The organism is Undibacterium umbellatum (genome assembly GCF_014284125.1).
In the GTDB taxonomy this organism is placed as follows: Bacteria; Pseudomonadota; Gammaproteobacteria; order Burkholderiales; family Burkholderiaceae_D; genus Undibacterium; species Undibacterium umbellatum.
The window spans coordinates 127040-153792 of the sequence record NZ_JACOFX010000011.1; the positions used below are offsets into that span (position 1 = coordinate 127040).

The window sequence follows — 26753 nt, forward strand, 5'->3', positions numbered from 1 at the left end:
GCGTTTAAACGATGAATACGTTTATTAAAGGCCCAGTGTTGGGCAGATAAAGCGTTGCGTACAACGCCCGGCTCAAGTTACGGTTAATGCTTGCACATCTCCCCTTACCCCTGAAACGCAAAATTAATCTGCCCCGTCAAAGCCGCAGTACCATCCGACGGTACATACACTGCCTGTATCGCGTACCCCACCAAAGCCGCATTTGATACCACCGTTGTGCTCGCCCCGGTCGCATCGGTATTGGCATTTGCACTCATGGTCACCGTGGTCGGGTTGAAGGATACTACCGTCGTGCCTGGTGGGATGCCAGTGCCGGTCAGCACTTGTCCTTGTGTCAGATTGTTGGTGCTGCTGACATTTTCTATCTGGTTGTTGTCGCTGGTGACGGTGCCGGTAAAACTCAGCACATTGGCGGGTATGTCAAAGGCAATGACGTTGGTGGCTGCATTGACTGTGGTGGGGGCGACGCTGGCGGCGACGGCATTCGTCGAGTCGATCAGGTTCAATGCGAGGGTGCCAGCTACCGTTGCGACAGGCAGCACGACGGTGACGCTGACATTGGTGCCTACCGGGAATTGTGGCGGGTTCAGGCTGACGGCAAAGTCGCCGCTGGGGCCAGTCAGTTGTACAGTGCTGGTGGCAACTGCGGGTTGGTAATTGACGTCGCCCGAATACACGGCGGTCACTGTATAGGTATGGGTGTAAGCACCGTCGGGCAGAGCAGGTATGGCAAAACTGGCGCTTGCTGCCTGGCCATTTGCCAGTGGCACTGTCGTTGTGCTGCCCAGCACATCTGCCATGACACAGCCATCGATAAAATAACTGATGCTGCCAGTTGGTGATGCGCCACTACCAGAGACGCTAGCCGCCAGTTGCAGGCTGCCACCTTGCGTGCTGCTGGCGGGTGCTGTCAGTGTCACAGTGGGCATGGGCGAGCTGCCCCAGGTGCTGAGGGTGATGCTGATGTTGCCGACACTGCTTTGCTGGATGTTGGTGCTGCTGCCAAACTTGTCATCGTAAGGAAAGGCATAGGCCAGGCCACTTTCTGTCAGGCCATTTTGGTGCCAGTATTTGACCCAGTAATTGAAAGGCTGCTCGTCTGGATACCAGGTTGTGCTATCGCCCCAGGTTGAGGGGTCACTGAGGATGATGCCGCGATTGAATGCGGCAGAGATGGAATTTTCCAGGTCGCCCTGTACTGCCAGCGCCGCCCCGCTCAGGCCACGCAGAGTGTTGTCGGCAAACACGGCATCACAGGCGAAGATCATTTGCGATGCCGATTCCATGGCCATCGCCGCACTGATCCAGGATGGTGCGGCAGCGACAGGGAAAACCGGCGTGTAATCTGCCAGCGCATTTTGCGTTGAGAAGGGGTAGTAAATCGTATAGCTATTGGGGTCGGTGTTGCTGGCATCTGCCAGAGCCAGCGCATAGCTGCCATCAGACTGCAAGGCGACGCTGCCGCTATACGTGAGTGGCTGACCAAAGGCAGATGATTGCAGGCTGAAGGTATTGCCACCACCGTTCGTAGGCACGCCAGGGCTTGGTGTTGCCGGGCTGGTGAAATACTGCAAAAAGAAGTGATCAACCTGCGCGTTGAAATAATTGCTCAAGGCATCGCTGGCAGAGACGCTGGGGTTTTCGCAAATGTCCTTGGGCGAGACGATACGCATGGGGGCAGCGTCCAGGCATTCCATGAAAGGGCTGGCATAGTCCTTATTGCTTTGCTCTTTGATAAAGGTCGCAAAATTGCTCATGTCAGTGCCGTTGAAAATATCATCACGCACACCAATCACACCCACCGGCCCGGCCATCACCGCTGTCAATGCTGCCGCGCTGGCAGTGGCGGTGGCATCCAGATTCAAGATCATGCTGCTGGGGTTGGCACCTGTTGGCACGCTGACGACGGCGCTGCCTGCGGCAATGCCGCTACCCGTGACAGGCACGCCTTGGACCAGCCCAACCGTGGCCGTCAGATTATTGACTTGATTGCTGCCCGCCGTTGTGTCGCCAGTAAAATTGACGTTATAGGTCTGCGTTGCCGCCGCATCCTTGAAGAACTGCAATTGCATGGGAAGGCCAAAGGCATCGACCTGCGAGGTATCGATATCGACATTGATGCTGCCATCTGCATTTGACTGCACAGTAAATTCCAGAAAATCATAAAACGTGCCGGTACTGGGGTCTTGCGGGCTGGCCGGGCTAGGGGATGATACTGACACCAGCGTCGGCGTCACCGACACTTGCGCCTGCGTCGGTGCGCCGACAGAAATCAAGATGCGCCCGGTATATTGCTGGTTGTTGTTGCCACTGGTATCCCCCGTATAGGCAGGCGCTGGCAAGCTTAGATTGCTGCCCCATTGTGCCAGCGTATAGCTGGGCAAGATCACCCCATCTGGCGAAGCTGGCCCCGGAGGCGGCAAATCATTGACCGCTGTCGGCACCACCTGCGTCTGCCCCTCAGCCGGTGGCACCAGATAATACGTCACCCCAGGCGCTGGCGTCTGGTTGTTACCGGGATTGGTAATGAGGCTGCCGTATATCGTGACCCAGACATTGTCTGCGCTTGCTGGCGTTTTATTGGTAATGACGATGGGGGCGGAAGACTGAATGGTAAAGGAAGACATGGTGAAACGCTCCTTGTATGGTGATGGCATCGCAGGCTGAACAAGCATAAAGCTTGATGCTTATATTTTAAGCAATGCCGATACGCTATCACAATTAAAGCAAGGATGGATACACATTGCCCAGAATTTATGCAGTGCCAGCTGTCAGCCCTCGCAATGTTGACTAGAAAAACTTTTTGATTGGCAGTCTACCCATGAGCATCGACAGCATGATGAATAAACCATTCCAGATCCCACTGATATTTGCCTGAGCTTGAATGCGCTGCAGCCGCTCCTCGCCTGAGTTGCTGACGAAAATAGATCCTGAAAAGTCTCACGCTGAAGTGACCAGGTCACCACGCTATCAAGCCGACATTGACAGGGCAAAGCGCGCACTGAAGGAGCTTGAATAATTCCTTGCCGCTAAAAACCGGTCACCTGCTTAAGATGCGTCACACCGGGATGTTGCAACTTTTTCTCACTTGTCTGCTGAATTGTTGCATACTCGCTAACGCGCAATTACTTGCACAGCCAGCAAGATCAGCGGGAGAAAAAAGTGAAGCACAAGTTCACGCACAATACGGAGAACCTCATGAATAAAAAAATCGCTAGCGCCCTGGTAGTCAGTTTGCTGGGAGCGCTATTGGCAGGATGCGGTGGCAGCTCAGGTGGCAGCAGCAACAATGTGCAGGATACAGGTACGCAAATCCCCCTCAGCACGGGCCTCGTGCCCGTGATATTGCCGGGGCCGGTTCCTGCGAATTCCCCTCCTCCTCCAACCGGTGCCACCTATGCAATGTCATTGGCGATTCCGCCACGCCACCAGTGGAATACCAACTACGGTTATTGCGGTGAAACGGCATTGATCAGTGCGGGTTTGTATTACGGCCAGTATGTGTCGCAATACACGGCGCGCGCTGCGGCGACACCAGGCGTAAATCAAAGCGACGTCAATAGCCAGTTGCTGATTTCGGTCAACGATTTGACTGCAGCAGCCAATATGCATCTGAATGCGGTGGGATGGAATGGGCAATCCAACACGACTACGACCAACCAGTACCTGGCCTGGATCAAGGGCCATGTGCTGGCAGGTTATCCGGTGATTATCGGGGTCTACAATAATTTATATAAGTCAGGCAATCCGTCGGCTGGCTTTTCCAGCTACGATCATATCGTGCCCGTCAATGGCGTTGCCTCCAACCACCCTTTGGTACAGGGATTTAATCAGACCTATTACGCCGACGATATTTTGCAGCTCAGCGACAACGGCGGCAATAACAATGTCAACTACCCCAATCCGGGGGCCAATCCACCGATGGCTGCCTATTTGTTCCAATATGACTTCGGCAGCTTCCAGAAGACTCGCGCCCAGGCTAACTCCCCAACTGCGCCGCCGTATTCGCTGGCCTTGCATAGCAACAGCAGCAATCAAAATGCCGCCGTTGCGATCACCGGTGTCATCGACCTGAATAAGGAAACCGTCCCGGTGCGTCTGGCCACCGATCTAAATGACGAAAGCCTGGCAATCACCAATGGAGCCAATACCGAACCGGCAGCAGTACCACTGACATTGACCGCAACCGTCTACGGTTTGAGCACCGGGGTCAAATACAATGTGTATCAATACAATTCGCTGAAGGCTATCCCAAATTCTGCCTTCAACGCCAACGCGGCTGCAGCCTACCAAAACTTTACGTTCACCGCCACAGATTCGAGCTATGTGCTGCCTGCGGTAAAAATCATGTCGAACCAGGTTGCCGCTTTCCGCGCTGTGCCTGCATCGGCGCGTTAAGGTGGGGTCTTGATTCATTGGTCAAAACCTCATTACTCTAAAATGATCTGTAAAATCACCCGCAAGGCCTGACATATATGAATGCCAGGCCTGCCCCTTCAGCACATCACCACATCGTTAAATAATTAACCTGATATATACCCATGATAAACAAAAGCATATTGATCTTCCTGTTTGCTGCCTTGATTCCATTTTCTGAATGTAAAGCTCAAGATACCAGTGAACTCAACTCCAAAAACACACCAACAAAAATCGACAAACTCTTCACCCCCGAAATTGGTGGAATAAAACAGTTTGTCGAAATTAAGACAGATGATTCAAACAAGCCCGTCCTGCTATTCCTGTCTGGAGGGCCTGGAAGCTCAATGATGAATAATGCGGGTTCCTTTACAGCTATTTTAAAAAGTAAATTTACGATCGTTCAATGGGATCAGAGAGATGCAGGGAAAACCTTGAAGTTAAATCCCTCACCTGTCCAGCCGTCGATTGCGCTCATGGAGAAGGACACCTATCAAGTCATCGAGTTTATAAGGAAAGAGTTAAACCAGGAAAAAATATACTTACTGGGTAGTTCCTGGGGCAATGTTCTGGGTTTTTACATCGTAAAAAATCACCCGGAATTGCTGCATTCTTATTTCGCTGTCAATCCTGTTATCAGTCAGTTAGCCAGTGAAAAAGAATTGCTGGAAGTTTTAAAACAACATTTCAAAGATAATGCTGTCGCCAGCAATGAATTGGCCAGCGTCAATATCCCTCTCAAAATAGATGAAGACCTGCTCTATTTGAGAAAGTGGCTCTTATATAAAGAAGGCAAAGAGTATGCGACAAGTCCTGAATTCAAAAACGGTTTTCTGCAATGGTCAAAGACATGGTCACCTGTGTGGAAAGAAGCAACGAATATTGATTTGCCAAAGACTTTAAAGGAAGTTAACTGCCCAGTTTATTTCCTCGTTGGAAAAAACGATATTCAAACCTTGACCAGCATTACACAGAAATATTTCCAACAATTGAAAGCACCTAAGAAAGATCTATTTTTATTTGATAACTCTGGGCATCAAATTCACAAAGATGAACCAGAAAAGTTTCAGCATATCATCATCAATACACTGCCCGCGACCATCGCTGAAAAATAGAAATTGATTTAATACCTGTCTTGCTTGCCCAGGCGTGCGGCAGTGTGCACGACAGGTCGTTAGCATGTACATGTCTTTACGTTTGGCCGCGAACATTTTTGCTGCATTTGCTGTTCGCGGCGCAAGCCGCTCTCTCTTGAGCGTCAGCCAATGATGTAGCTGGTCCCCTTGAAACGGATAGTGCCATACTGGTATTTGGCAAATGCCATCCATTCGACATAGTCGAAACCGCGTGACATGACTGCATAGAAGCACTGCGTAAGTTTGTTAAGAGCCCAGACAAGTGGCCAGATACGATCCCACTCATCCATGCATTGCCCAATCTCTTCCTCATGGACGGTCGCCACATGCAACTTGGCTTGATCATCCGGGTTACGCTCATACTTTTCCCATGGAAAACCTGCCTTGCGCAAGAGGGCGATGCCACTGAGTTCGGCCAGGTTCTTGATCTGCATGGAGGCTTCCAGCGTGGTTTCTGGATAGATTTCTGTCCAATGCCGGCCGGGGCAAAACTCTTCGCGATAATCGACTACCGGACACTGCCCCTTGCTGTTGATGCGTGCTGCATACTTTCTGACCTTGCTATCCACAAAATTCCAGGCACGGTTTCCCAGTTAATGCTCATGGCTTCGAACACACAAGCCTTACCCGGTATGACAACAGCCTGGTTACTGACAAAGGCTTTACGCCTGGTCAGGCAGCGCACCAGTTGCTTGCCATCTTTGAGCCTTTTGACCGACTGAGCCAGATCGCTGGCACTAAGCACCTGCACTATAGGTGCTACGTCGCAAGAAAAATAAGGGATTTCATATAAGGTGACGGGGATCATTATTTTCTCCCAAAAAAAATCCCAGATGCTGGGCGTACGTGCAGGGTAATCACGGTAATTGTCTACCGGAATTTTATAGTCTCTTGTATGGTTTTGGGGGAGCTGAGATAGTCTGGAGCATAGAATATGGTTCCAGGCCCCAGAAAAAGCGATCTCACAGGAGCACACTTTGATCATCCAGTTCTCTGCCAACGAAGCAGCCATGGACACCAAATATAAAACCGTCACCAATGGTGAAGATTACCTGCTTTTCCAGCGCCATGAAACCCACGGTGGCGAAGACGACACCGGCGTGTACATCGAATACCTGGACCAGGGCGAGGCCGGTGAAAACATCGTCGCCAGTGTGGACTTGAGCAGAGACCTACTCACCATCATACTCGCTGCCCCGCTCTTTTCTGCCAGACACCAGCGCAAAGAGATCCGTAGATTTGAAGTCTGCCTCAGCATCAGCGACGTGCAGTTTTTGGCACTCAGGCAAGGGCTGGAATTGACGTTTTGGGACAGAATGAAGCAATTGACGCTTGCTGAATAACACACGGAAATCGAAAGCTGCACGCGGCACGAGTGCCCACAGATCGGTCAGGCATGTTATTTGTTCGCACATATAGCTATTTTTTTGCACACTGAGTTTGCACACAACTACAATACCAAGACATTCAACTTCATCATGAAAACACGCATATCAGCAAAAATTCAGCACCTGCTGTGCCTGGCTTTGGCACTGCCGATTATGTACCCCACAGATAGTCTGGCTACTACAGACATACCTGTTGCAACCATCAGCAAGCAAATCAAAGAGCTGGTGGCGGCCCAAGAAGTGCAGCTACAGCAGATACGCAAACAGGCTGCTGCAGACCCTGAGCAATACTTGCCCGCGCTGATCACTGCCATCAACCAGCTGGGCAATATCTATCACTATGAAAACCATAATCTGCAAGCCCATGCTGCCTATGCTGAGGCACTACAACTCTGTGAGAAAGCAGAGGCCGACAAGCCCGGCAAATACCTGGCCCAGTTGTATATGCTGCTTAACAATCAGGCGCTGCTATTCGAGACAGAAAAGAACTGGACACAAGCAATCCTGTTCAATGAAAAAGCGGCCACAGTCAGCCGCCTGCAGGCAGCGAAAGCTAGTGAAACTTATTTGCCACAACTCACCACGGTCTTATATTACCTGGCAAATCTTTACAGGGACCAAAGGCTTATCACAGAGGCAAAGGCAGCTTATGTTGAAGTGATAGCGCACTGTCGGGAGTTGATCAAAAAAGATGCAGCATCTTATGAGCCATTCCTGGCCTTCTCGAACTTTTATTTGGGCTTGATACATTATGGTGAAGAGAATTATGCTGCTGCAAAACCGCTTTTAGAAGTTTCATTGCCCTTATACCGTGCAGCAATCGCGCGGGATCCTAGCCTCAAAAAAGAGCTTGCTATCGTCCTTGGAAATCTGGGTCACATCGCCATGCTGGAGCAGAATTACGCCCAGGCAAGATTACTGCTTGATGAAGCCTATCGCGTGTATCCGAAAGTCAAGGTTAGCAACCCGGGATTCTTGTATTCCTATGCCACCACGCTCACCGATCTGGGAGAGTTAAACCAGATGGAAAATCGCGAGACGCAAGCACAAATTTTCTATGACGAAGCGATCTTCATCTATCGACAACTTCCCGCCCGTCATCTGGAAATAGTCCGCCCTTTGTTTGCGGCTGCACTGACAGAACTGGGCAATAGCTATGCCCAGGCAAGGCTGACCGACAAAGCGCGTGTGGTGTTTGAAGAAGCAGTTGAACAATGGCGCAAGCTGGCTACCGCCCAGCCTGATCCCTATACCCTGAATCTGGCCAGAATGCAGGTTCAGCTTGGCCTGATCTATGTCCATCAGAACAAGTCCCTGCAAGCGCAAACTGCATTTGAAGAAGCCAGCAAATTGTATGCTGCTGCCCGCCCAGAAAAAATTCAAGATGTACTGTCTGATCACATTCTGGCGCTATCCCAATTATTGAGACTCAGCGTGGCAGAAAAGCGTGATGATGACGCGTATAAACTGTCTGACCGACTGAAACCGCTGTTGCTCCAGCAATCCCAGACGCATCCGAAACCTAAATAATGAAGTGAAACAGCTGAAAAAATCGTCAAGCTGTGCGCAAATTCTTTTTACCAGTGCTTACGCAAAATTGTCACAGCAAGGCTATCGCTAAGGAAACCTCCCTGGCAAGGGAGGTTCGTTCCGTTGGCGGACAACATGTTGTCCGAAACCCCAACTTTACCTATCGCTAAGGAAACCTCCCTGGCAAGGGCGGTTCGTTCCGTTGGCGGACAACATGTTGTCCGAAACCCCAACTATACCTATCGCTAAGGAAACCTCCCTGGCAAGGGCGGTTCGTTCCATTGGCAGACAATATATTGCCTGAAACCCCGACTACACCGTAGCGACGAAGACAGTACTTTAGTATGCGGCTCATAGGAGAGGAGCTGCAACGCAGCTGGGGCGGTTTTGCGCGAGTCCTATTTACAATACTTTGTAGCAAGCTTTTTAAGCGATGCACCAGTACAATACCGGCTGATTCATTTTCCAATATTAACAAGATGATGCTGGTCAAATTTCGCCCTCTGTTATGCCTGGCCCTGGTGCTGCCTGCCGTATATAACCCGACTGCCTTCGCCGCCACAGAAAAACAGGCCACGATTACCAGTGAGAAAATCAAAAAGCAGGTCTCTTCCAATGAAACCCTGATCAATGATCTGCGCAGACTGGCAGCAGAGAACCCTGACAAATATCTGGCACAACTGATCGCGGCCATCACCCGGCAAGGCACGGTTTACCACAAGGAAAATCGTTATCAACAGGCGCACATCGCTTATCAGGAAGCGCTGGAACTGTGCGAAAAAGTGGCTGCAGAGAAGGCAGAGAAGTATCAGGACAACCTTTATATGGTGCTCAACAACCTGGCATTGCTATTCCAGGCAGAAAAAAATTGGTCACAAACCAGGGTCTATTTTGAAAAAGCGATTGCCGTCAGCCGCCTGCAAGTCGAAAAAAGCCGCGAAGCCTACCTGCCGCAATTGACCTCAAGCTTATATACCCTGGCAGATTTTTACAAGACACAAGGCCAGCGTCCACAAGCACTGGCTGCCTATGATGAAGTCATCGCCAACTACCGCCAGTTGATGTTGCAGGATGCCTATACCTACACGCCCAGACTGGGCAGCGTGTTTTTTTATGCCGGTGTGGCTCAGTATCAGGAGAAGAAAATACCTGAAGCAAAGCAGATGCTTGAAGAGTCCATTGCACTGTACCGGCTTGCCATACTAAAAGAAGAAAAATTCAAACCAGAATTGGCGCTCAGCCTGTCCAACCTTGGTGTCGCCAACAAGGCCGACAACAAGTACGCTGCAGCACGGCTGGCCTTTGATGAAGCCATCGCCATCTATCAGGCTGATGACAAGAAAAGCGCCCATGCCCAGTTTGTCTATGCCAATACACTCAAAAACATGGCAGATTTGAATGCCATCGAAAACAAGAGAGAGCAGGCACAAATATCTTATGAAGAAGCGGTCAAGGTGTACCGACAGATACCTGTCATTTACGCGAATGAAGCACTTCCATTCTTTGCCTATTCTCTTCTTGAACTGGCAGGCATTTACAAACAGAAAAATCTCTACCCGCAAGCAATCAACACCTTTGGTGAGGCGGTCGCCAATTATCGTCAGCTAAGCCAGAAAGATACTCAGGCTTACACACCAAATCTGGCCAAAGTACTTTTGAATCTGGGCTTTGTCCTGCACATTGATAAAAAATATGCCGAGGCAAAAAAAGCGTATGAAGAGTCAGCGAGTTTTTACCGCCTTGCGGCATTGAAAGAACCCAGGTTCAATGCCGGGCTGGCGCAGGCCCTGAGCAATGTTGCCCTCATCAGCAAGCTGGAAAACAAAAGCCCTGAAGCGCGGCTGACATTTGAAGAATCCATCGCCCTTTATAAGGAAGATATAAAAAACAATCCCGCGTCCCTGCATGGTTATGCGGTGACACTGGAAGCCTTTGCCGAATTGAACAAGAATGAAAAAAAACTGTTACAAGCCCAGGCAGCGTATGAAGAAGCCATCAGCGTTTACAAGCAAGAACTGGGGACAGAGCCAGCCCAGGCCTTGCCGGCGCTGGCATCGGCACTCAACAATCTTGGCGATGTGTACTGGGAACTAAAGCTGAAGGACAAGGCTGTCAGTACATTTGAAGAGGCTGTCGGCCACCTGCGCCAACTAGCCGCCACCACACCCGACCCGCATGCGATGAGTCTGGCAAGAACACGCCTTTCTCTGGGCCTGTTATATATTGAAAATCGCAAGCTCCCGCAGGCGAAGCAAGCGCTGGAAGAAGCCATCAGCCTGTATCGCCCCTATCTGGATAAAAATCCGGGGCTGACCAATAATCTCGCGCTCGCTTATAGCAAGCTGGCGGATATCCTGGATAAAAAGACTGAGACAGAACAAGCCCGTGCTGCCTATACTCAGGCACTGCCCCTGTATCGCAAGCTGGCCAAGCAAGATCTTGACAAATATTCGCCCTCTTTGGCGAGTGTCATACTTAACCTGGCTGAACTTGAATATCAGAAACTACGCTTTGATGAGGCCCGCATCTTATATGAAGAGGCAGCTAACGAATACCGTCGTTTGTTTTCAAAAAATGCGCCACTATACGCCGTCAGTCTGGCAAAAACACTGCGCGATATGGGAAGTCTTCTTATTATCAAGCAGGATAGCCGACGTGCAGAAGCAATGCTCAATGAGGCAATCGGCATATACCGTCGCCTTAACACCAGTGATGCTTCCCATTTGATGGAACTGGCCAAGGCAAGAAGTCATCTGGCGTCACTTTTTATGCAGCAGTCCAGGCTGACCGAGGCCAGAAAAATCTATGAAGAGCTGGTTCCGCAATTCCGCACGCATGTGAAAATCGATCCCGACATCAACATTTATTTGAATATTGCACTCTACAATTTATCAGAGATTAATTTAAAAGAAGGGCGCAATGATGAGCTTCGCAAAAATTATGCAGAGTTGCTGCCGCTCTTGCGCACACAAAGTGAAACACAAGCAAGCACTGAGAATTACCTTCTGGCATGGGTAATCAGAAATTCAGGCGTCATGGCAATACAAGACAATGATTATGCCAAGGCGAAAACACTGCTCAAAGAAGCAAGCAGTATCTATGGCAAAGTCATAGAAAAGCACGTGCAGCTATTGCCCCATCTTGCCAACAGCCTCTATTATCTTGGACGCGTGGAACAGCAAACCAGCAATACCGCTGAGGCACTCCATGCATATCAGGAAGCTTATGCCATCGTACAAAAACAGGCTACATTAAGCCCCGAACAGCAAAATGAAAAAGCAGACATGCTTGTCAGAATAGCCGATATCAATATCACCAATGGCAACCTGGATGCGGCACAAAAACTGATCAACGAAGCGCTGTCTATCCGCCGACCACTGGCAAAAGAGCAAGCTGATCTTTACATAAAAGACCTGGTTCAAACTCTTTTCATACAATGCCGCATTTACATCAAGAACAAGGATCAGCAAAAAACCAGGGCAGCTTATGAAGAAATAACCCAGCTCGCCAATCGTGCAGAGTTACTGACACCTTATCTGCTATCGCGTATTGAAGAATTGAAGAAAACCGTCAGCGCCTTTGAGAAGCAATAGGGTTTAGCTGGGCAGTTCAGCAAGCTGGAGTAACGAGAAACAGGAGAATATTTCACTGCTACAAACTCAGGATACTGTCACGTATCCAAAAGTGCGGCAATGGGTGGCGGTGCTTACTCGTCACCTCATCAGCATAGTCAGGATAAAAAAATTACTCCGCCGGTATCCTGCCACCGCCCATCCGGGCACGCGTGGATGCGTTCAATCTTGTAGTCGCCAGGATGGAAAGCAAATAGGCACAAGGCTGAAAAACATGCAGGAACCATTGTTACTGCATGTTTTATTTCGATGGCCTCCATTCAGCCGCCAGTTTCTTTGCTTGCGCGATTTCGGCATTGGTCATTTTCTGTTCCAGATTCTGCATCTGCCCCATGGCAGAGTAATTGCCCTTGCTATTGGCCAGATAAAGGAATTTATAGGCTTCGACATAATTGTCGTTAACAGGCTGCTTACCTTGCAGAATCAGGCCCATCCATAAACAAGCTTGAGGATCACCATGTCTGGCAGCAGTGGCAAAGAGTTTTTCAGCTTCTGCCTTGTCATGAAAATTTTTATCCGTCATATAAATCAGGCCAGCCTTGACCCTGGCTTCATCTTTTCCATCAGACCAATCCAGGTCAGAATCAATCACCTGTCGGTAGAGAACCATTGCCTTTTGTTTGTCACGGCTTGTTCCTACCCCTTCATCATGCAGTTTGGCCAGTTCCAGTTTACATGCGTCCATCTCTGCACATTTGGAATACCAGTAGTAAGCTTTTTTTCCGTCTTCCTTATTGCCATTGCGTGCATTTTTCGCATATTGATAACCCAGGTGTACCGGTGCCACCAGATCACCTTTTTCTGCCAGTTCTGTCCATATTTTCATGGCCAGTTTGAGGTTGCCTCTATCCATCGCCACTTCTGCATCGCGCATGTCTGCGGCCATTGCCTGAGATGAGAAGACGAACATGGATAGCGCCAGGTATTTTTTGATCATGGAAGACATCGAAGGTACGCGCCAATTTTTGAAAACAAAATCATATAACTGTATCGGCAAAAAGACTATTTTTATTTCATACAGAACCAGCCTCCGGCGCAGACACATGCCCCACTTCATACACCTGCACATGCGCAGGAAAACCCGCGGCTAGTGCGGCAGTTTTAGCCACTGCCGCATCGCGCCATAAAATAAAACGCACCAGTGTCCATTCATTGGGATCAAAGGCCACTAGTGTTGCCAGCACGCCATCTTGTTCGCTGATGCTCTTTGCGGCGCTCGTTTCTTCTTCACGCAAGTTGCCCAGTGCAGTATAAGGCGCAATAGTGCTGAGCTGCCGGGTAGCGAATTTCGCGTTGCGCACCTGCTCACTAACGTGGCTATGCCATACCGACCACTGCTTGACCGCAGGCCAGCTAAAGGCATGCGAGACAGCCTTGAAGCCATCGCCGCAGAGAAAATTATTCATGCCCTCATTGTCATTCCACAGATAAAAAGGAGCGTAGACATTCTGGCTCGATGCCGTGGCTATACTGTCTTTGCTGGCATGCAGATAGGCCTTGAAAGCCAGGCCGGGGAAGTTGTCCAGCATATGGCCTTTGCTGGCAATGCGCTGGCGCACGATGTCCATGTCGTAGTCGGCAGGGAGGGTGAAGTTGTATTGCATGGCGATCATGTTGTTTTCCTTTTCAGGTGAAATTGCTTGTCATTGGTAGTTTTTTTAAAAACCGGAAATCTCACCACAAAGACACAGAGACACCTAGGTGGCACTGAGGTTTTTAAGAGGAGAAAATCGCTCGGCATCAATGAATACCGTCTCTGTGTCTCTGTGTTAAGAGGTCTTGATTCGTCTCGTCTTCAGCCGGGATGTGCCTCACTCATACCGCGCCACCCCGTCATATATCACCCCACCACTGAACGACCAGTCCTCAGCCGCCGTGGTATTGATGATGACCATCACATCCTCTGCCCTCAGCCCCGGCGACTGTGCCAACAGCTCAACCAGGCGCAGGTAAAACGCCTGCTTGATAGCGGCACTGCGCTGGCGGCCAGCGGTAATCTGTATCAGCACAAAATCATCCGACCTTGGCTGGCCCTGGTGACTCAGATAATCTCGGTCAAACACCAGCTCATAGTCTTCATGCTGCTGGATGATCTGGAAGCGGTCTTTGAGTGGCACTTCATACGCATCGACCAGTGCCTGATGCAAAGCATCAGACAAGGCTTGCAGGTATGCAGATGATTTACCCTTTAACAGGGATACGCGGCTCATGGGCATGATTTACTCCTTTGATTTTGCCGTAGTTTGATTGGCAGGTAACTGGCGCAGTGCACTGATGGCCGACGCAGCCGTAGGCCAGCCCGCATAAAACGCCAGGTGGGTGACAACTTCCACCAGCTCGGCCTGGGTGATGCCGTTGTCCAGCGCACGCTGCAAGTGGAAGGGTAATTGTTCACTACGATTCAGTGCGATCAGGCTGGCAACTGTGATGAGGCTGCGTTCTCGCAGTGGCAGGCCCGGCCTTTGCCAGATGTCATCGAACAAGATTTTGTCGGTCAGTTCGGCAAACCTGGGGGCGATGTCGCCCATCAGTTCACGGGCGATGGTGCTGGGGGTGATTTGCATGCTGTAACTCCAAAAAAGAGGTTGACAGACACAAGATACGCCACTATCTTCATTCATAAAATCAGATAATTTCAAACCAATCATTCCAAAAAACGGGATGGACAAAAAATAAACAAAAGGAATAAGCCAGTGAGCAAGATCACCTTTGACCTCGACGTCATGCGCACCTTTGTGACCGGCATAGAACTGGGCAGCTTTGCCAAGGCGGCAGACAGGCTGGGCCGCTCCACCTCGGCCGTCAGCGCACAGCTCAAGAAACTGGAAGACCAGGTCGGCAGCCCCATCCTGCGCAAATCCGGGCGCGGCATGCTGCCGACGGCAGCGGGCGAAACCCTGCTGGCCTATAGCCGCCGCCTGCTGGAACTCAATGACGAAGCCGCCGCTGCCGTGCGCGGTGTTGACCTCGAAGGCTGGATCAGGCTGGGCATACCCGAAGACTTTGGCGAACGCATACTCACCGACGTGCTGGGCCGCTTCGCCCGCGCCCACCCCAGGGTCAGGATAGAAGCCAGAATCGCCCGCAACGCCACCCTGCTCGACCTCATCACCAGCGGCCAGCTAGACCTGGCGCTGACCTGGAACAGCGACATCACTACCCCGCACAGCGAGCACCTGTGCGACTTTGCCATGCACTGGATAGGTGCGGCATACCCACAACTGCAAGCCAGCTATTCCGGCGATGAACCCTTGCCCCTAGTCGCCTTCGAAGCGCCCTGCCTCATGCGCAGTTGCGCCACCAGCGCGCTGGACCGCGCCAACATTCCCTGGCGTTTATCCTTCACCAGCCCCAGTCTCAGCGGCATCTGGGCCGCCGTCGCCGCAGGCCTGGGCGTGACCGTGCGCACCGCCGTTGGCCTGCCCAATCACCTGCGCATCATCGATAACCCCACCCTGCCCGCCTTACCCATACTGGGCCTGAGCCTGCACCGCCTTGAAGCCGAGCCAGCCGTGGCAGTGCAGCGACTGCGCGAGATTATTGTGGAGGCCTTGATGGGGGAAGATATGGGCCAGCAGCTCAGGGCGGCGTAACGGTTGGAAGGGTGGTCGCGCAGGCTACAGCAACATTACGCAGCCATGTCATATCAAAAACTTTCAGATCAAATTCGTCTTTTCCTACATAACAACATGCTCACAAAACCCGATCTCATTACAATGATAAGAACTGCCTGGACAGACGCAACACCACCGCAGCCAGACAACATCTCGCAGCCAACTTATGACGACGAGGGCGTTGCCGACTACTTCAGCAACAAGCCATGGCAGGGGCAAAGTGCTGCACAACTGCGCCGCCTGACTCATGCACTCACATTTTTTACCGACGAGGCATTTGTCTATTACCTGCCCGCATACCTGATTGCCGACATCGAAGAACCGGAAGTGTCTGACACCAACGCAGAAGGTATATTATCCAGACTTGCCAGCTCTGAAGGCCCGACAATGGCGTCAAGGCTGAATGCTTTGCAGAGATCAGCAGTGCGCGCTTACCTATCGTACTTTCAAGAGCGAGACTCTGGCCCCTACGATGACAAGTGCGCACGGATACACAGATTTCTTGATAAAGTGGATGAGCATGGTTGAATAGTGTTTCAACGCTGACGAGGCTACTGTTTGCATCGCCTGATCTACTCAGGTAGCATCTGTGCCAGGTGGTGATTCAAGAACAACGACTTTTCAGCAGACATCTACCAGGAGGCAGCATGAAACGTGTAGTTGGCATAGGCGGTGTGTTTTTTAAAGCAAAAGATCCCAAAGTCCTGGGTGCATGGTATCGCGAACATCTTGGTTTTGACTTGAGCGAATGGGGCGGCGCAGTATTCGACGCCAATGGTGCCAGCACTGACGCGAAAACAGCCTGGTCATTATTCCCGGCAGACTCCACCTACTTCGCCCCCAGCACCCAACCCTTCATGATCAACTACCGCGTCGATGATTTGCACGCCCTGCTCGTCGCCTTGCGTGCCGAAGGCTGCTATGTCGATGCCAAGGTGGATGAGTCAGAATACGGCAAGTTTGGCTGGGTCATGGACCCTGAGGGTAACCGGGTGGAGTTGTGGGAGCCGCCAAAAACCTGATATGCCATATCCCCGCCTTTGGAACTTTCGCATGAGAACCCATAGATTTCTGGATGAGGATAGCAGATGAGATATCATTATGGAAATACGATGGAAGGATGCCATGAACAATACAAGCAACGAGTTTGACGAAAAAGAGTATGTCCGCGATCAACTGATCGACCGGGTGAAAAACATTATCGGTGGTCTGATCGGCATTCGCTCAGAATGGCTGGGAGACGAAGACGATAAGGCATCGCCTGATCAGGCACTCATACAACGGCTGGTGCAGGAGCAAAGTGCCTATGATGCTTTGCGATGGGATATTGCCTTGCTCAGTCATGACGAACTCGAAAAAGCCGTGGTGAACTATGGCGCACAATTGGAAGCAGAACAGGCGCAAAGAGTCGCTTTCATGAAGGTTGCGGGCAGCCATGGATAATAATGGAAAATTGCCAGATGAACGGCACGAGAAGATTTTCAGGGAACGTATCGAAGCGCCCATGCTGGCGCGGACGCGCGCAGTTGAAGGGTCTGAACAGCTTACCGCCATTTTTCTGGGTGGGCAGCCAGGCTCAGGCAAAGGTGGTTTGACCCGCAAGGCAGAGCAAGAACTGCAAAAGGAAAATACCATCGTCATTGACGTCGATGCCCTGAGAGAGAATCACCCCAAGTACCAGGCATGGCAGCGTAATCCGGAAACTGAAAAAATTGCCGCTGACCTGAGCCACGAAGATGCCAGTGCATGGAGTAAAAAACTGTTTGCTTCAGCGGTTGAAAACAGGCGGAATATCCTGGTCGATGGCACGCTGGGCAGCCCGGCCAATGCCGAGAAGCAATTTGCTGTCTTGAAAGAGGCAGGCTACGACATTATCGTGCGCGGTCTGGCAGTGCAGCCAGAAGTCAGCCACCTGGGCGTGCTCAAACGTTTTGAAGAGGGCAAGCAAAGCCAGCAGCCACGCTGGGTGCCACCAAATGTTGAAGGGGCAGCGTATGAGGGCTTACCAAAAACCCTGCACCTCGCTGAAGTCAAGCAGGCAGAGTACGGTGCCAAGGTCCAGGTTCTCGATCGTGGCATGAACGTCCTGTTTGATAATCGAGAAGCAGGCTTGCATGGCACTACCACGCCAATGGCTGCAAAAATCCTGGAACAAGAACGTCAGCGTCCTTTGCGCAGCCAGGAATTACAAGCCTATGCAAAGGATTGGGAAACGGTTGTGACCTCGATGACGAAACGCCAGGCACCAGAAGCGGAAATCACCGAAGCCAAACGCCTCGCAACGGAAATGAGCAAGGCACCCCATGCGTCCGGCACATTGAAAGACACACCTGACGCAATATCCGATAAAAGTTCCGAGGTCAGGCTGGGCGATGCAAAAAATGACAAGCAAGTTCATGCCAAAAAGACTGATGCACCATCTCAAGACGACATGAGTTTGCTGAGCATGCCAGTATCACCGTCTAGCAAACTTCTGGAGAGGCAGATCGAACCTGTATTGTCAGGTGCGAGTATCTCTGCGAGCAAGATCAAATAATTAGGACGAAGGGTTGGATTTCGTAAACACACATTCTAATTCATTGATTCTCTATCATTAAATTCTAATGCTTGTCTCGGCTTGATTTTCAGCGGCGAGCCGATTACAACACTGATATTCTTGCATTTCCATAGCTATGGAATTTAACAAGTAAAGTAATGAACTTAAATTTATTTATTTCGCATTTAGGCAAGGATGTTTCAACGTCATCACTCGCATTACAATTCAGTAGTATCGGCATCGATTTGACAAACGAGTTAGTTCTTCCAGAAGGAGAATTTGATTGTTACATTGAGCGACCAATCGACGGTATATGCTTCGTATTTACAGATGATGCCATGTTTTTAGGCAAGAAGACGCAGGCACTAGGGTCCGGCCCCCTATACTTCTCTGGAATATTTCTCTATGCAGAAGGAAGGGATAGCTATTCGCAGTTTCGCAGTGATATTCCGTTTGGCCTTAGCTTTACCATGAAGCATGAAGATATGATCTCAAAACTCGGAGTTCCGACTTGGCAAAGATTTAGAGAGGATGGAACGCTTGCGGCGGATCGTTGGGATAACAAAGCTGAAGTCCAGATACATATTTCCTATTCGATAAATGATGGGCGACTTGTTTTAGTTTCACTTCAAAAACCAAACCTTTCGTAATTGCGCGGGGGCAGGGTCAGGTATGACGCTAATACAAGTCTAACCTGACGGGCGATTGCGCGCTGCTAAACGCTGCTATGCGCTAAAAATATCTGCCCGCAGCGTCATCCAGCCCCCCTATAAGCTCTTTCACACTGATTCTGACGCTATCAAAATTTTCTACCTCGTCCCATGACTCGTATTCTGAAATTTCCATGATAAATGGTTCAAGTCCCAGACTTGTCAATCCAGACAGCAGCGCGCGAATATTATGATCCGCTTCTGGATGATCGTTCAAAAAGAGTTCGCCGCAAAAAAAAATACCGTCTTTACCGCTGGACAATTTGCTGACTATGGAATCAATCGATAAGCCTACGACAGCTCTGATTAATTTGACTGCTTCCAAACTACGGGTTGGCGTTGCGATAGAGATGGTTATTTTTGACATGACGACGAAGTCTTGAGCACTTTAAAAAACAGTGAAATTCTGGATGCGGTAATTGCAGCTTCGATTCAAGAATGGACATAGGCTATCGTCAACAGCGTATCATCTGCAAGACTATCAAATAGTGCTCTTTCATCCGGGTCTTTCAGAAATACGCCGTCTTTGATAACTCCTGAATAGTTCAGCAGATGGCCAAGATCATAGCTGTTTATATACGCATTTCTTGGTAGGCGTAACCTGTCGATAGCATTGTGATTTGGATACTTCCATAGGAGATTTTTCAAATGCAATTCCTCCCGAGAAAGTTCGTCCCAAAGTGACTCGTCAGGGCAAAGCATGGTAGATATAGCCTTTACGGATGGCTGCTCAGCCCATTCTGTATAGGTTTTTTGATAAAGTTCATCATTGTATTTATCCGTTTTGTACTTAGACCAGAGAGTATCAAAAGCTTCCCAGCTTTGCGACCCGCAGGCTACCATTGCCTGCTCCCAGCGTTCGGCTGTGCATCTATCTACAATTTCCCACATGCTGGTGAGATCAATCGCCGATTTTTTGGCGGAACCTGCAAAACCAGTAACGACAGAAAATTCTTCGGCCAAGTTCACATCTACCCCTGCTGCGTCAGGCTTCAATTTCCAATAACTGAGCGTGCCTTCAAACCAGTCAAAGAAACCTTCCGGAATTGTGCGCTCAATCACCGAAGAAATTTCACCGTTCGCATTCAGCACTATCCAGCCATTTTTTTGTGCCCCAGTTAAATCAGGTTCGTTGCCATCTATAAGAATGTCGACCACGTACATTCTCTTTACCCAATTCAAAAAGCTGTCTTCGGCTTTGGACCCTTTCTCGTAATACGCCTTTGCTTTGTCCAATATTTCAACTGAAAGTACATACTTCGAAAGAGGATCGGCATATTCAGTACGCTGAAACTTGCCAAGCTGATCCAGGAAATTGTCGCCAATTACAAGTATGGTTCGGTGTCCCATTTTTATCTGCTTTGAATTTTAAATGTAAGGAAAAGTCCACACCTGATTGCTTAATTTATTTGCCTTTGTTCACTACGATCTTCCCTCGCATTCGTATATAAATATCGTCGAGATTCATCGCCAGCGCCTCTTCCACTGATTCAAGATTTGCACAATTGTCTACAGTCAGTCTCTTCAAATTTGGTGCAATCGTCATCAATCCGTTCAGTGATTTTAGATTACGGCAATAGTGAATCTCCAGCTTTTCAAGATTAGGTAACTGAGGCAAATGGAGTAGTGATTCCTGGTTGCACCAATTGAATGCCAATTCCCTTAATGACACCGGCAACTGAAGTGCAGAAAAACTCAAGTCTTTTGATTTATATCGCCAGATATGCAAGCGATTCAAGGAGCTAAGTTTTTCGAGTCCTGCATCATTTTTGACAGGTTCCCACACCATTGTTGCAAGCTTAGGAAAACGAGAGAAATCTATCGCTGGGCGCTTGGGGAAAATCCCCAGATATTCAAGGTTTTCCAGATGGTATATACCGCCGACATCTTTCAGCTTAATGTCCCAAAACCAAAGTTGTCGTATCTGAGGGAGTTGAGTCAAGAAGTCCAGATTACTTTCTTCGAAACCAAAATCTGGATTGGCAAAGATGCCCTGGATATGACGCTGCTCAATCTCGGCAATGCAATCCGCTAGCTGCGCACTTTCGATACCAAGTGAATGAGTAATGCCCAGATCCGATGTTTCGAGAAATTGTCCTGTTCTTGATACTGGCATATTCGTCCTGATCGCTATTTACCTGCTTGTTTTAAGAGTATATCTGGCCATTGAAAGAAAGCGGAATTCTTTGTCACTGCCGACCATGAACCGATCGAGCAAACAAGGCCTTACCCCTCGCCAACCACCTCCCCTTCCCCCCATCAAACCCCGCCCCCACTGGCATGGTGTAAGCCAAATTCGCTGGCAACCTGACCTGTATCGCCGTGCCTTCGCCTGCCACTGATTTCATGAGGTAGTTTGCGCCCATGGCCTCTGCGCGTTCTTTCATGCCTACCAGGCCCCAGTGTCCTTCGCGCTGGCCTGCGTCGGCGATGGCGGGGGGGAGGCCCTGGCCGTTGTCGGCGATGCGCAGGGTGAAGTGGTCGCGCTGGTATTCGAGTTCTAGCGTGACCTTGCTGGCGTTGGAGTGGCGGGCGGCGTTGAGCAGGGCTTCACGGGCGATGGCGTGGATTTCATTGCGTATGGGTTCGCACAGCCAGCGTGGTTTGCCGCGCTGGATGAGGGTGAAACGTTCATTGAGCAGGATGCTGCCGTATTGCTGGAGTGCGTCTTCGAGTTCTTCGGGCACGGATTCGCTGCGCAGGTCCATGATGTGTTCGCGGCCTTCGACCATGAGTTGGTCGGCAAGGTCCAGGGTTTGTTCCAGCTTGGCGCGTTCTTCTGAATCGCTGGGCAGGCGGCGGGCCTGGCTGTCAAAATACATGATGAGGCCTTGCACGCTTTGCAGCAGGGTGTCGTGCAGACCACGGGCGATGCGGGCGCGTTCTGCCAGTCTTTCATGCATGAGGTCTTGCATGTGGGCCGTCAGGTAGCGCACGCGCAGCAGGTAGATGGCATACAGGCAGGCAGCGGCCAGCGCGATTAGCAAGGCGATGAACCAGGGTGTTTCTGTGAAGACGGGGGTGATGCCTATCTGCATGGTCGCGCCTTGCTCGTTCCATACACCATCTTCATTGGCGGCCTTGACCATGAAGCGATAATTGCCCGGTGGCAGATTGGTGTAGAAGGCTTCGCGCCGCCCCTGCGGGTCTTGCCAGCCCTTGTCATAGCCTTGCAGTTGATATAGAAAGCGGATGCGCTCTGGCATGCTGAGGCTGAGTGCGGTAAAGCTGATCTGTATATCACGCTCTTCTTTTGGCAATTGCAGTGCAGCCTGTGCTGCGTAGTCTTTGCCTGCCGCGTGGATGGCGGTAATTTGTACAGATGGTGGCAATGCATTGCGGGCGATGTGCTGGGGGTTGATGCTGGCGATTTCGCTGGCGGTTGAGAACCATAGCCTGCCATCACTGCCTTCGATGAGCGAAGGCAGTGGGCGTAGTTGCGGTGCGCTGCCGAGCAAGCCATCAAGTGCTGTGAAGCGTTCATGGTTTGCGGCATGGGTGGGGTCACGCAATAGCTGTTCGACTTCTTTGGCAGGGATATGGATAATGCCGTCGGCGCTGTGCAACCACAGGTCACCAGTAGCGGTGCGGACAATGCCGGAGATGCCACGCAGTGGCTGCCCACCGCTGATCTTGACTGGCACAAAGCGTTTGCCATCGCGCTTGTCATCGTACATAGCCAGACCAAATTCGCCACCGGCCCAGAGCCGCTCTTCATCCGTTTGCAGGGCCAGTACATTGCCGAGCGCCAACCCCTGGGCGTCACCTAAGACTTGTATGCGCTTGCCGTCAATGAGGGCGATGTGGTTCTTGAGATAGCCAGCCCAGACTCGGCCTGCGGCATCTTTGGTCAGACTCATGACGGTCTCGGTGGGGAGGCCATTGAGGCCGCTTTGCAATTGCCATTTACCCTCATTTAAATGGAACAGACCCTTGCGCGATACCGATACCCATTTTTGATTTTTCTGGTCAATGACCATGGCCTGGATCTGGTTGCCTGTAATATCGGGCGGCATGGGAAAAATCCTGAATCTGCCTACATCGCGTTGCCACAGTGCGTTATCGTTACCCAGCCAAAGCCTGCCATCGTCAGCACGATAACTCATGCTGAAATGCGTATCCAGTACTTGCTGGTGCTCGCCATTGGCCTTGAAGCTGCGTACAGGCCCGGCAAAATCAGCGGTGATGACTTCTCCATCGCCAGCACTAGCCATGGCAGGATGGTCAAACGGCAGCGCCACCGGCAATATCTGCAGGCGGTTGCGGCGCAGGCGGTCTAGCCCGTGGGACGTGCCTATCCAGATATTGCCTTCCCTGTCCTGGAAAAAAGTTTGCGGCAGCGGGCCACTCATGCCGCTTTGTTTGGTTAACAGCTGATCGGTGCCGCTGCTGGCTGGCCAGGGAGCTCGGCGGCGTTCGAGTGCGTGTGTACGCAAAATCCACATGACGCCTTCGCGGTCAAAGAACATGCCGTTGCCTTCTATCTCGGGCTTGGGTGCAGGATTATTTGCCGGTGCTCTGGTATGCATGCGGTAGAACTTATAGGTGCCGTCCGATGCCCACAGTGTGCCGTCGGGGCTTTCTGCCATGGCCATTAAATCGAGCCTGGGCCAGGCCTGGGTATAGCGGGCTTCACCCGGCTGGCGGTAATAGACACCGCCCTGGACTGATACCCATTGCACACCGGCCTTGTCAAACAGGATTTGTCGGGCCAGGATACGCGGCAAGCCGGTCTCTGGGCTAACGGCATTGAACCGCTGCGCGCCTGGTATCAACGATGCCAGCCCTTCACGGGTGGCAGCCCAGATCGTGCCGTCTGGGCCCAGGGTCATGCTCATAACGGTGCCGCCCGGCAGGCCGTCTGCCTCAGTAAAATTGCGTACGCTGCCCTTGTTGAACATGCTGATGCCACCCAGGCGGTAACCTACCCACAGGCTGCCATCGGGAGGGGCCAGCAAACCCAGCACATTGCTGGAACGCAGGGCGTGGCCCTGGACTTTATCCATGCGTTCAAAGCGTACCCCATCAAAGCGGAACAGGCCTGTGGGCGTGGCCATCCACAACCAGCCATCGGTGGTCTGGGCAAATTTGAGTACGTCTACGGGTGCGCCGTTAAGGCCGTTCCAGGCGGTGTGGGTATAGTCAGACAGCAGGCGGCTGGGCTGAGTGGTGGTGACGGTCGAATTGTTGAGCTTAGCCGCGGCGGCTGGCCAGTGAACAATCAAAAGGGAACTGAACATGAACGCAGCCATGCCGGTTTTGAGCAAGGTCTGCCATTTGGTAAAAAACACGTGCGTGATCCTGGGCGATAAATAAACAGTTGATAGCCTACAGTCTAACCAAGTTTGCAAGAACAGGACAAAAGATAGTGTATTGCCTTTTAGGCCAGATTTTTCTGCGCGTGTGATGAGAGGCGTTTACCAGCTACGCAGCACAGTGAATACGCCATGCACGGCATCGGCAGCGAGCAATTGCCCGCCGTGGGTGCCATGCTGCTGGCCGGGGTGAAAACTTATTTTGCCAAATCCGGCAACAGTAAAATCCCTGAGCTGGTTCAGTTGCTGCAACAGTTCTGCGTGACCTAGCTGGCGGCCACTGCGTTTGAGTGCTTCTATGAGTACCATGCCTGCTGCATAGGCGGCGTCGCCATAGGCGGCGGGCAAGTCAAACATGGGGCTACTGGTGTGCCACGGTAATAGCAGACGCAGGCGGGCGGCTTGCGCGGGTGGCAATTGCAGGCTGGCCTCGCCTATGTGGATGGCGCTGGCATATACCAAACCATCACCTGTGCGTGCCATTACTTCATGCAGGTTGGCGGCATTGCCAAGATAAATCACCGCTTCGCCGGGCTTACGGACCTTAGCTGACCATATTTGCTCACGCAGTGATTGATGATTTGTCCGTGCTTGCGCGCGCAACTCTTTGAGCAATGTATGCAAGCCGGGATCATTGTCCAGGTCATAGATCAGGGTCAGTTGTTGTATCGCCTTATTGGCGGGAGCATTGCCGCGATAGTCTATCGCAGCCTGGGTCAGCAAGGTGCTGGCTTGCTCGCGCAGAGAGGGCAAAAGCTTGAAGCTGTTTGGTGCAAGCGCATCGGAAAAATTAACAACACCTGGTAAGGGTAGTGCGCCAATGTCTGGCAAGACCCTGGCCTCAGTTGCGGAATGGCGTGTTTGCAATCTGGCGACTTCGACAAACACCTGGTCTGGTGCAGGATTAACGATGAGTTCCAGCTTGCGCCCATACAAACCATTGGCGACCTGATCAAAAGCCCTGTTCAAGCCTGCCTGTATGGCAGCACCGTAAGCCTTATCTGGTAAAGAGACGCCGACGCGTAGCGCGGTGTCAGCGAGACCTGGCGTATCCTTGCCAATGACGTTCAGGTAGGCGAGTAAATCATCAAGGCTTGCGGCATCGATGTGGTAGCGTGGCATGAGAGGATGCAGGGGCTGGCCATTGCTGCCCACGCCTTGAAACAGAGCGCGTTCCAGATGCTGGCGGTCTGGCTTGCCTGCCAGTGGCGGCGCACGCAATCCGCCCTCTTCGCGCCCCTGGCCCTGGTTGCCATGGCAACGTGCACAGGCGGCTTGGCCGTTGCTGCCCTTCTGGTACATGGCCTGGCCGCGTTGCCAGTCTTGATCATCTGCGGCATTGGCAATGTCAGCACAGAACAGCCAGAGCAAGACGGACAGCGTAGTCCACAACCTTGCCTTCATCGTGCGGGCAACAATCTTCCTACGGCCAGGGCGATATCTTCGGGCTTTGCAGTCGCATAGATTTTTTTCCAGTCGCCTGTCTGTACATTGCCTGCCAATAGAATGCCGCTGTGGGCATCTTTGTCGTCACCGCTGCCGCCGAGTTTTTTTGCGACTGCAGTGATGTTGTCTGTACTGCCAGTCAAAAATAACCAGCCGGGGCGCACCTTGAATTTGCTGGCAAAGTCTTTCAAGACCTTGGGAGTATCCGTGTCCGGGTCAACGGTAATGCTGACCATTTGCACGCGTGGGTCAAGCAGTGGCTGCACCCTGGCGAGGTTAGCCGTCATGGGTGAGCAGATACCAGGGCAAGTTGTGAACATGAAATTGATCAGTACGATCTTGTCTTTCATGACATCATCAAAAAAATGCACGGTCTTGCCATCCTGCGTTTGCAAAGGCAAATTGGGAAAGTAGCGGCCATTGGCTGCCTGCATGGCAGGGTCGGGGCCAGCCACTTGTTCAACAGTACTCTGAATAAGCTTGGCCTCAGGCATGCTGGCCAGTTGTTGCCAGGCCTGTTTCTTTTCATTGATGACCAGCACCAGGCCGCTATGGTTGCTGATATCGCCAACACCGGCATTGAGGGCACGCAATAATTTATCGACGACGGCTTTGTTACCCGTCAAAAACTGCCAGCCGGGGCCAGCTTCAAATTGCTGTGCAAAGGCTTTGAGTCGCGCAGGCTGGTCGGTGTTGGGGTCTATGCTGACAGAAATAAATACCACGTCGCGCCCTACCCGCGTACCGAGGTCGCGTTGCACCTGGCGCAAGGTGGCGGTCTGGGTGGGGCAGATCATGGTGCAGGAGGTGAAGATGAAATTGACAACGGCTGTCTTGCCTTGCACCAGGTCACGGTAGAAGGCGACGTTCTTGCCATCCTGGTTGACCAGTTGAGCTTCTGGTATCGAGCGCATGGCTGCCTGTGCAGATGGTATTGCTACGAACAAGACACTGCACACTATGAGTAGCAGCACTTTGTTTATTATGTCTGGTAGGTTTTTTATCATTTGCTTCATATTGATACACTCCA

At 51.2% G+C, this 26753-nt stretch carries 24 protein-coding genes; 11 read left to right on the forward strand and 13 right to left on the reverse strand.

Going from position 1 to position 26753, the window contains the following annotated elements:
* Positions 1–104 precede the first annotated feature (104 nt).
* Positions 105–2627 (reverse strand): beta-1,3-glucanase family protein, encoded by a 2523-nt coding sequence (locus tag H8L47_RS19175; protein WP_186955210.1) that lies wholly within the window; start codon positions 2625–2627, stop codon positions 105–107.
* A 571-nt stretch (positions 2628–3198) separates the two neighbouring features.
* On the opposite strand from H8L47_RS19175, the gene H8L47_RS19180 reads away from it, so the two are divergent.
* On the forward strand, positions 3199–4398 hold the full coding sequence (locus H8L47_RS19180) for a C39 family peptidase (protein WP_222616605.1): 1200 nt from the start codon (positions 3199–3201) through the stop codon (positions 4396–4398).
* A gap of 143 nt (positions 4399–4541) precedes the next feature.
* Positions 4542–5531 (forward strand): alpha/beta fold hydrolase, encoded by a 990-nt coding sequence (locus tag H8L47_RS19185; RefSeq protein WP_186955211.1) that lies wholly within the window; start codon positions 4542–4544, stop codon positions 5529–5531.
* A 143-nt stretch (positions 5532–5674) separates the two neighbouring features.
* Here H8L47_RS19185 and H8L47_RS19190 read toward each other — a convergent pair whose 3' ends face one another.
* The gene (locus tag H8L47_RS19190) at positions 5675–6121 is read right to left on the reverse strand and encodes a hypothetical protein (RefSeq protein ID WP_186955212.1); all 447 of its coding nucleotides are present in this window, start codon (positions 6119–6121) and stop codon (positions 5675–5677) included.
* Positions 6061–6360, reverse strand: coding sequence for a hypothetical protein (locus H8L47_RS19195; protein ID WP_186955213.1), 300 nt, complete (start codon positions 6358–6360; stop codon positions 6061–6063). Before H8L47_RS19195 ends, H8L47_RS19190 begins: the two co-directional genes overlap by 61 nt.
* Positions 6361–6529: 169 nt before the next feature.
* Here H8L47_RS19195 and H8L47_RS19200 point away from each other — a divergent pair, with 169 nt between their 5' ends.
* The 3 genes from H8L47_RS19200 (at position 6530) to H8L47_RS19210 (ending at position 12063) form a co-directional block, all read left to right on the forward strand.
* The gene (locus H8L47_RS19200) at positions 6530–6895 is read left to right on the forward strand and encodes a hypothetical protein (RefSeq protein WP_186955214.1); all 366 of its coding nucleotides are present in this window, start codon (positions 6530–6532) and stop codon (positions 6893–6895) included.
* Between the two features lie 135 nt (positions 6896–7030).
* Positions 7031–8470, forward strand: coding sequence for a tetratricopeptide repeat protein (locus H8L47_RS19205; RefSeq protein ID WP_186955215.1), 1440 nt, complete (start codon positions 7031–7033; stop codon positions 8468–8470).
* Positions 8471–8952: 482 nt separating this feature from the next.
* Entirely contained in the window at positions 8953–12063 is a 3111-nt protein-coding gene (locus H8L47_RS19210) for a tetratricopeptide repeat protein (RefSeq protein WP_222616606.1), read from the forward strand.
* Between the two features lie 280 nt (positions 12064–12343).
* On the opposite strand, the gene H8L47_RS19215 is transcribed toward H8L47_RS19210, so the two are convergent.
* From H8L47_RS19215 to H8L47_RS19230, 4 genes are all read right to left on the reverse strand, one after another.
* Entirely contained in the window at positions 12344–13039 is a 696-nt protein-coding gene (locus H8L47_RS19215) for a tetratricopeptide repeat protein (RefSeq protein WP_186955217.1), read from the reverse strand.
* Positions 13040–13115: 76 nt separating this feature from the next.
* On the reverse strand, positions 13116–13715 hold the full coding sequence (locus H8L47_RS19220) for a DUF4865 family protein (RefSeq protein WP_186955218.1): 600 nt from the start codon (positions 13713–13715) through the stop codon (positions 13116–13118).
* A gap of 198 nt (positions 13716–13913) precedes the next feature.
* Entirely contained in the window at positions 13914–14318 is a 405-nt protein-coding gene (locus tag H8L47_RS19225; protein WP_186955219.1) for a tautomerase family protein, read from the reverse strand.
* 3 nt (positions 14319–14321) lie between these two features.
* Positions 14322–14666, reverse strand: coding sequence for a carboxymuconolactone decarboxylase family protein (locus H8L47_RS19230; protein WP_186955220.1), 345 nt, complete (start codon positions 14664–14666; stop codon positions 14322–14324).
* Positions 14667–14795: 129 nt separating this feature from the next.
* On the opposite strand from H8L47_RS19230, the gene H8L47_RS19235 reads away from it, so the two are divergent.
* The 6 genes from H8L47_RS19235 to H8L47_RS19260 all read left to right on the forward strand — a co-directional run bounded on the left by H8L47_RS19235 (position 14796) and on the right by H8L47_RS19260 (position 18902).
* On the forward strand, positions 14796–15695 hold the full coding sequence (locus H8L47_RS19235) for a LysR substrate-binding domain-containing protein (protein ID WP_186955221.1): 900 nt from the start codon (positions 14796–14798) through the stop codon (positions 15693–15695).
* Between the two features lie 123 nt (positions 15696–15818).
* Positions 15819–16244, forward strand: a complete 426-nt coding sequence (locus H8L47_RS19240) for a DUF6714 family protein (protein ID WP_186955222.1) — start codon at positions 15819–15821, stop codon at positions 16242–16244.
* Between the two features lie 119 nt (positions 16245–16363).
* The gene (locus H8L47_RS19245; RefSeq protein WP_186955223.1) at positions 16364–16738 is read left to right on the forward strand and encodes a VOC family protein; all 375 of its coding nucleotides are present in this window, start codon (positions 16364–16366) and stop codon (positions 16736–16738) included.
* Between the two features lie 103 nt (positions 16739–16841).
* Positions 16842–17159: a hypothetical protein gene (locus H8L47_RS19250; RefSeq protein ID WP_186955224.1), complete on the forward strand. Its 318-nt coding sequence runs from the start codon at positions 16842–16844 to the stop codon at positions 17157–17159.
* The gene (locus tag H8L47_RS19255) at positions 17152–18252 is read left to right on the forward strand and encodes a zeta toxin family protein (protein WP_186955225.1); all 1101 of its coding nucleotides are present in this window, start codon (positions 17152–17154) and stop codon (positions 18250–18252) included. Before H8L47_RS19250 ends, H8L47_RS19255 begins: the two co-directional genes overlap by 8 nt.
* Positions 18253–18410: 158 nt before the next feature.
* Positions 18411–18902 (forward strand): hypothetical protein, encoded by a 492-nt coding sequence (locus H8L47_RS19260; protein ID WP_186955226.1) that lies wholly within the window; start codon positions 18411–18413, stop codon positions 18900–18902.
* An 82-nt stretch (positions 18903–18984) separates the two neighbouring features.
* On the opposite strand, the gene H8L47_RS19265 is transcribed toward H8L47_RS19260, so the two are convergent.
* The 6 genes from H8L47_RS19265 to H8L47_RS19290 form a co-directional block, all read right to left on the reverse strand.
* Positions 18985–19329 carry a hypothetical protein gene (locus H8L47_RS19265; RefSeq protein ID WP_186955227.1) on the reverse strand — a complete coding sequence of 115 codons (345 nt, stop codon included), beginning with the start codon at positions 19327–19329 and terminating at the stop codon, positions 18985–18987.
* Between the two features lie 65 nt (positions 19330–19394).
* Positions 19395–20312, reverse strand: a complete 918-nt coding sequence (locus H8L47_RS19270) for a hypothetical protein (RefSeq protein WP_186955228.1) — start codon at positions 20310–20312, stop codon at positions 19395–19397.
* 55 nt (positions 20313–20367) lie between these two features.
* Positions 20368–21078 (reverse strand): hypothetical protein, encoded by a 711-nt coding sequence (locus tag H8L47_RS19275; protein ID WP_186955229.1) that lies wholly within the window; start codon positions 21076–21078, stop codon positions 20368–20370.
* 73 nt (positions 21079–21151) lie between these two features.
* Positions 21152–24253 carry a sensor histidine kinase gene (locus H8L47_RS30100; protein ID WP_186955230.1) on the reverse strand — a complete coding sequence of 1034 codons (3102 nt, stop codon included), beginning with the start codon at positions 24251–24253 and terminating at the stop codon, positions 21152–21154.
* A gap of 126 nt (positions 24254–24379) precedes the next feature.
* The gene (locus H8L47_RS19285; protein ID WP_186955231.1) at positions 24380–25681 is read right to left on the reverse strand and encodes a cytochrome c/ABC transporter substrate-binding protein; all 1302 of its coding nucleotides are present in this window, start codon (positions 25679–25681) and stop codon (positions 24380–24382) included.
* Entirely contained in the window at positions 25678–26697 is a 1020-nt protein-coding gene (locus tag H8L47_RS19290; RefSeq protein WP_222616607.1) for an SCO family protein, read from the reverse strand. The genes H8L47_RS19285 and H8L47_RS19290 overlap by 4 nt, the downstream gene beginning before the upstream one ends.
* Positions 26698–26753 lie beyond the last annotated feature (56 nt).

Coding starts and splice junctions, on each gene's coding strand:
- H8L47_RS19175 (WP_186955210.1), bottom strand. CDS start 2,627: ATGTCTTCCTTTACCATTCAGTCTTCCGCCCCCATCGTCATTACCAAT.
- H8L47_RS19180 (WP_222616605.1), top strand. CDS start 3,199: ATGAATAAAAAAATCGCTAGCGCCCTGGTAGTCAGTTTGCTGGGAGCG.
- H8L47_RS19185 (WP_186955211.1), top strand. CDS start 4,542: ATGATAAACAAAAGCATATTGATCTTCCTGTTTGCTGCCTTGATTCCA.
- H8L47_RS19195 (WP_186955213.1), bottom strand. CDS start 6,360: ATGATCCCCGTCACCTTATATGAAATCCCTTATTTTTCTTGCGACGTA.
- H8L47_RS19205 (WP_186955215.1), top strand. CDS start 7,031: ATGAAAACACGCATATCAGCAAAAATTCAGCACCTGCTGTGCCTGGCT.
- H8L47_RS19210 (WP_222616606.1), top strand. CDS start 8,953: ATGCTGGTCAAATTTCGCCCTCTGTTATGCCTGGCCCTGGTGCTGCCT.
- H8L47_RS19215 (WP_186955217.1), bottom strand. CDS start 13,039: ATGATCAAAAAATACCTGGCGCTATCCATGTTCGTCTTCTCATCTCAG.
- H8L47_RS19220 (WP_186955218.1), bottom strand. CDS start 13,715: ATGATCGCCATGCAATACAACTTCACCCTCCCTGCCGACTACGACATG.
- H8L47_RS19225 (WP_186955219.1), bottom strand. CDS start 14,318: ATGCCCATGAGCCGCGTATCCCTGTTAAAGGGTAAATCATCTGCATAC.
- H8L47_RS19230 (WP_186955220.1), bottom strand. CDS start 14,666: ATGCAAATCACCCCCAGCACCATCGCCCGTGAACTGATGGGCGACATC.
- H8L47_RS19240 (WP_186955222.1), top strand. CDS start 15,819: ATGATAAGAACTGCCTGGACAGACGCAACACCACCGCAGCCAGACAAC.
- H8L47_RS19245 (WP_186955223.1), top strand. CDS start 16,364: ATGAAACGTGTAGTTGGCATAGGCGGTGTGTTTTTTAAAGCAAAAGAT.
- H8L47_RS19250 (WP_186955224.1), top strand. CDS start 16,842: ATGAACAATACAAGCAACGAGTTTGACGAAAAAGAGTATGTCCGCGAT.
- H8L47_RS19255 (WP_186955225.1), top strand. CDS start 17,152: ATGGATAATAATGGAAAATTGCCAGATGAACGGCACGAGAAGATTTTC.
- H8L47_RS19260 (WP_186955226.1), top strand. CDS start 18,411: ATGAACTTAAATTTATTTATTTCGCATTTAGGCAAGGATGTTTCAACG.
- H8L47_RS19265 (WP_186955227.1), bottom strand. CDS start 19,329: ATGTCAAAAATAACCATCTCTATCGCAACGCCAACCCGTAGTTTGGAA.
- H8L47_RS19270 (WP_186955228.1), bottom strand. CDS start 20,312: ATGGGACACCGAACCATACTTGTAATTGGCGACAATTTCCTGGATCAG.
- H8L47_RS19275 (WP_186955229.1), bottom strand. CDS start 21,078: ATGCCAGTATCAAGAACAGGACAATTTCTCGAAACATCGGATCTGGGC.
- H8L47_RS19285 (WP_186955231.1), bottom strand. CDS start 25,681: ATGAAGGCAAGGTTGTGGACTACGCTGTCCGTCTTGCTCTGGCTGTTC.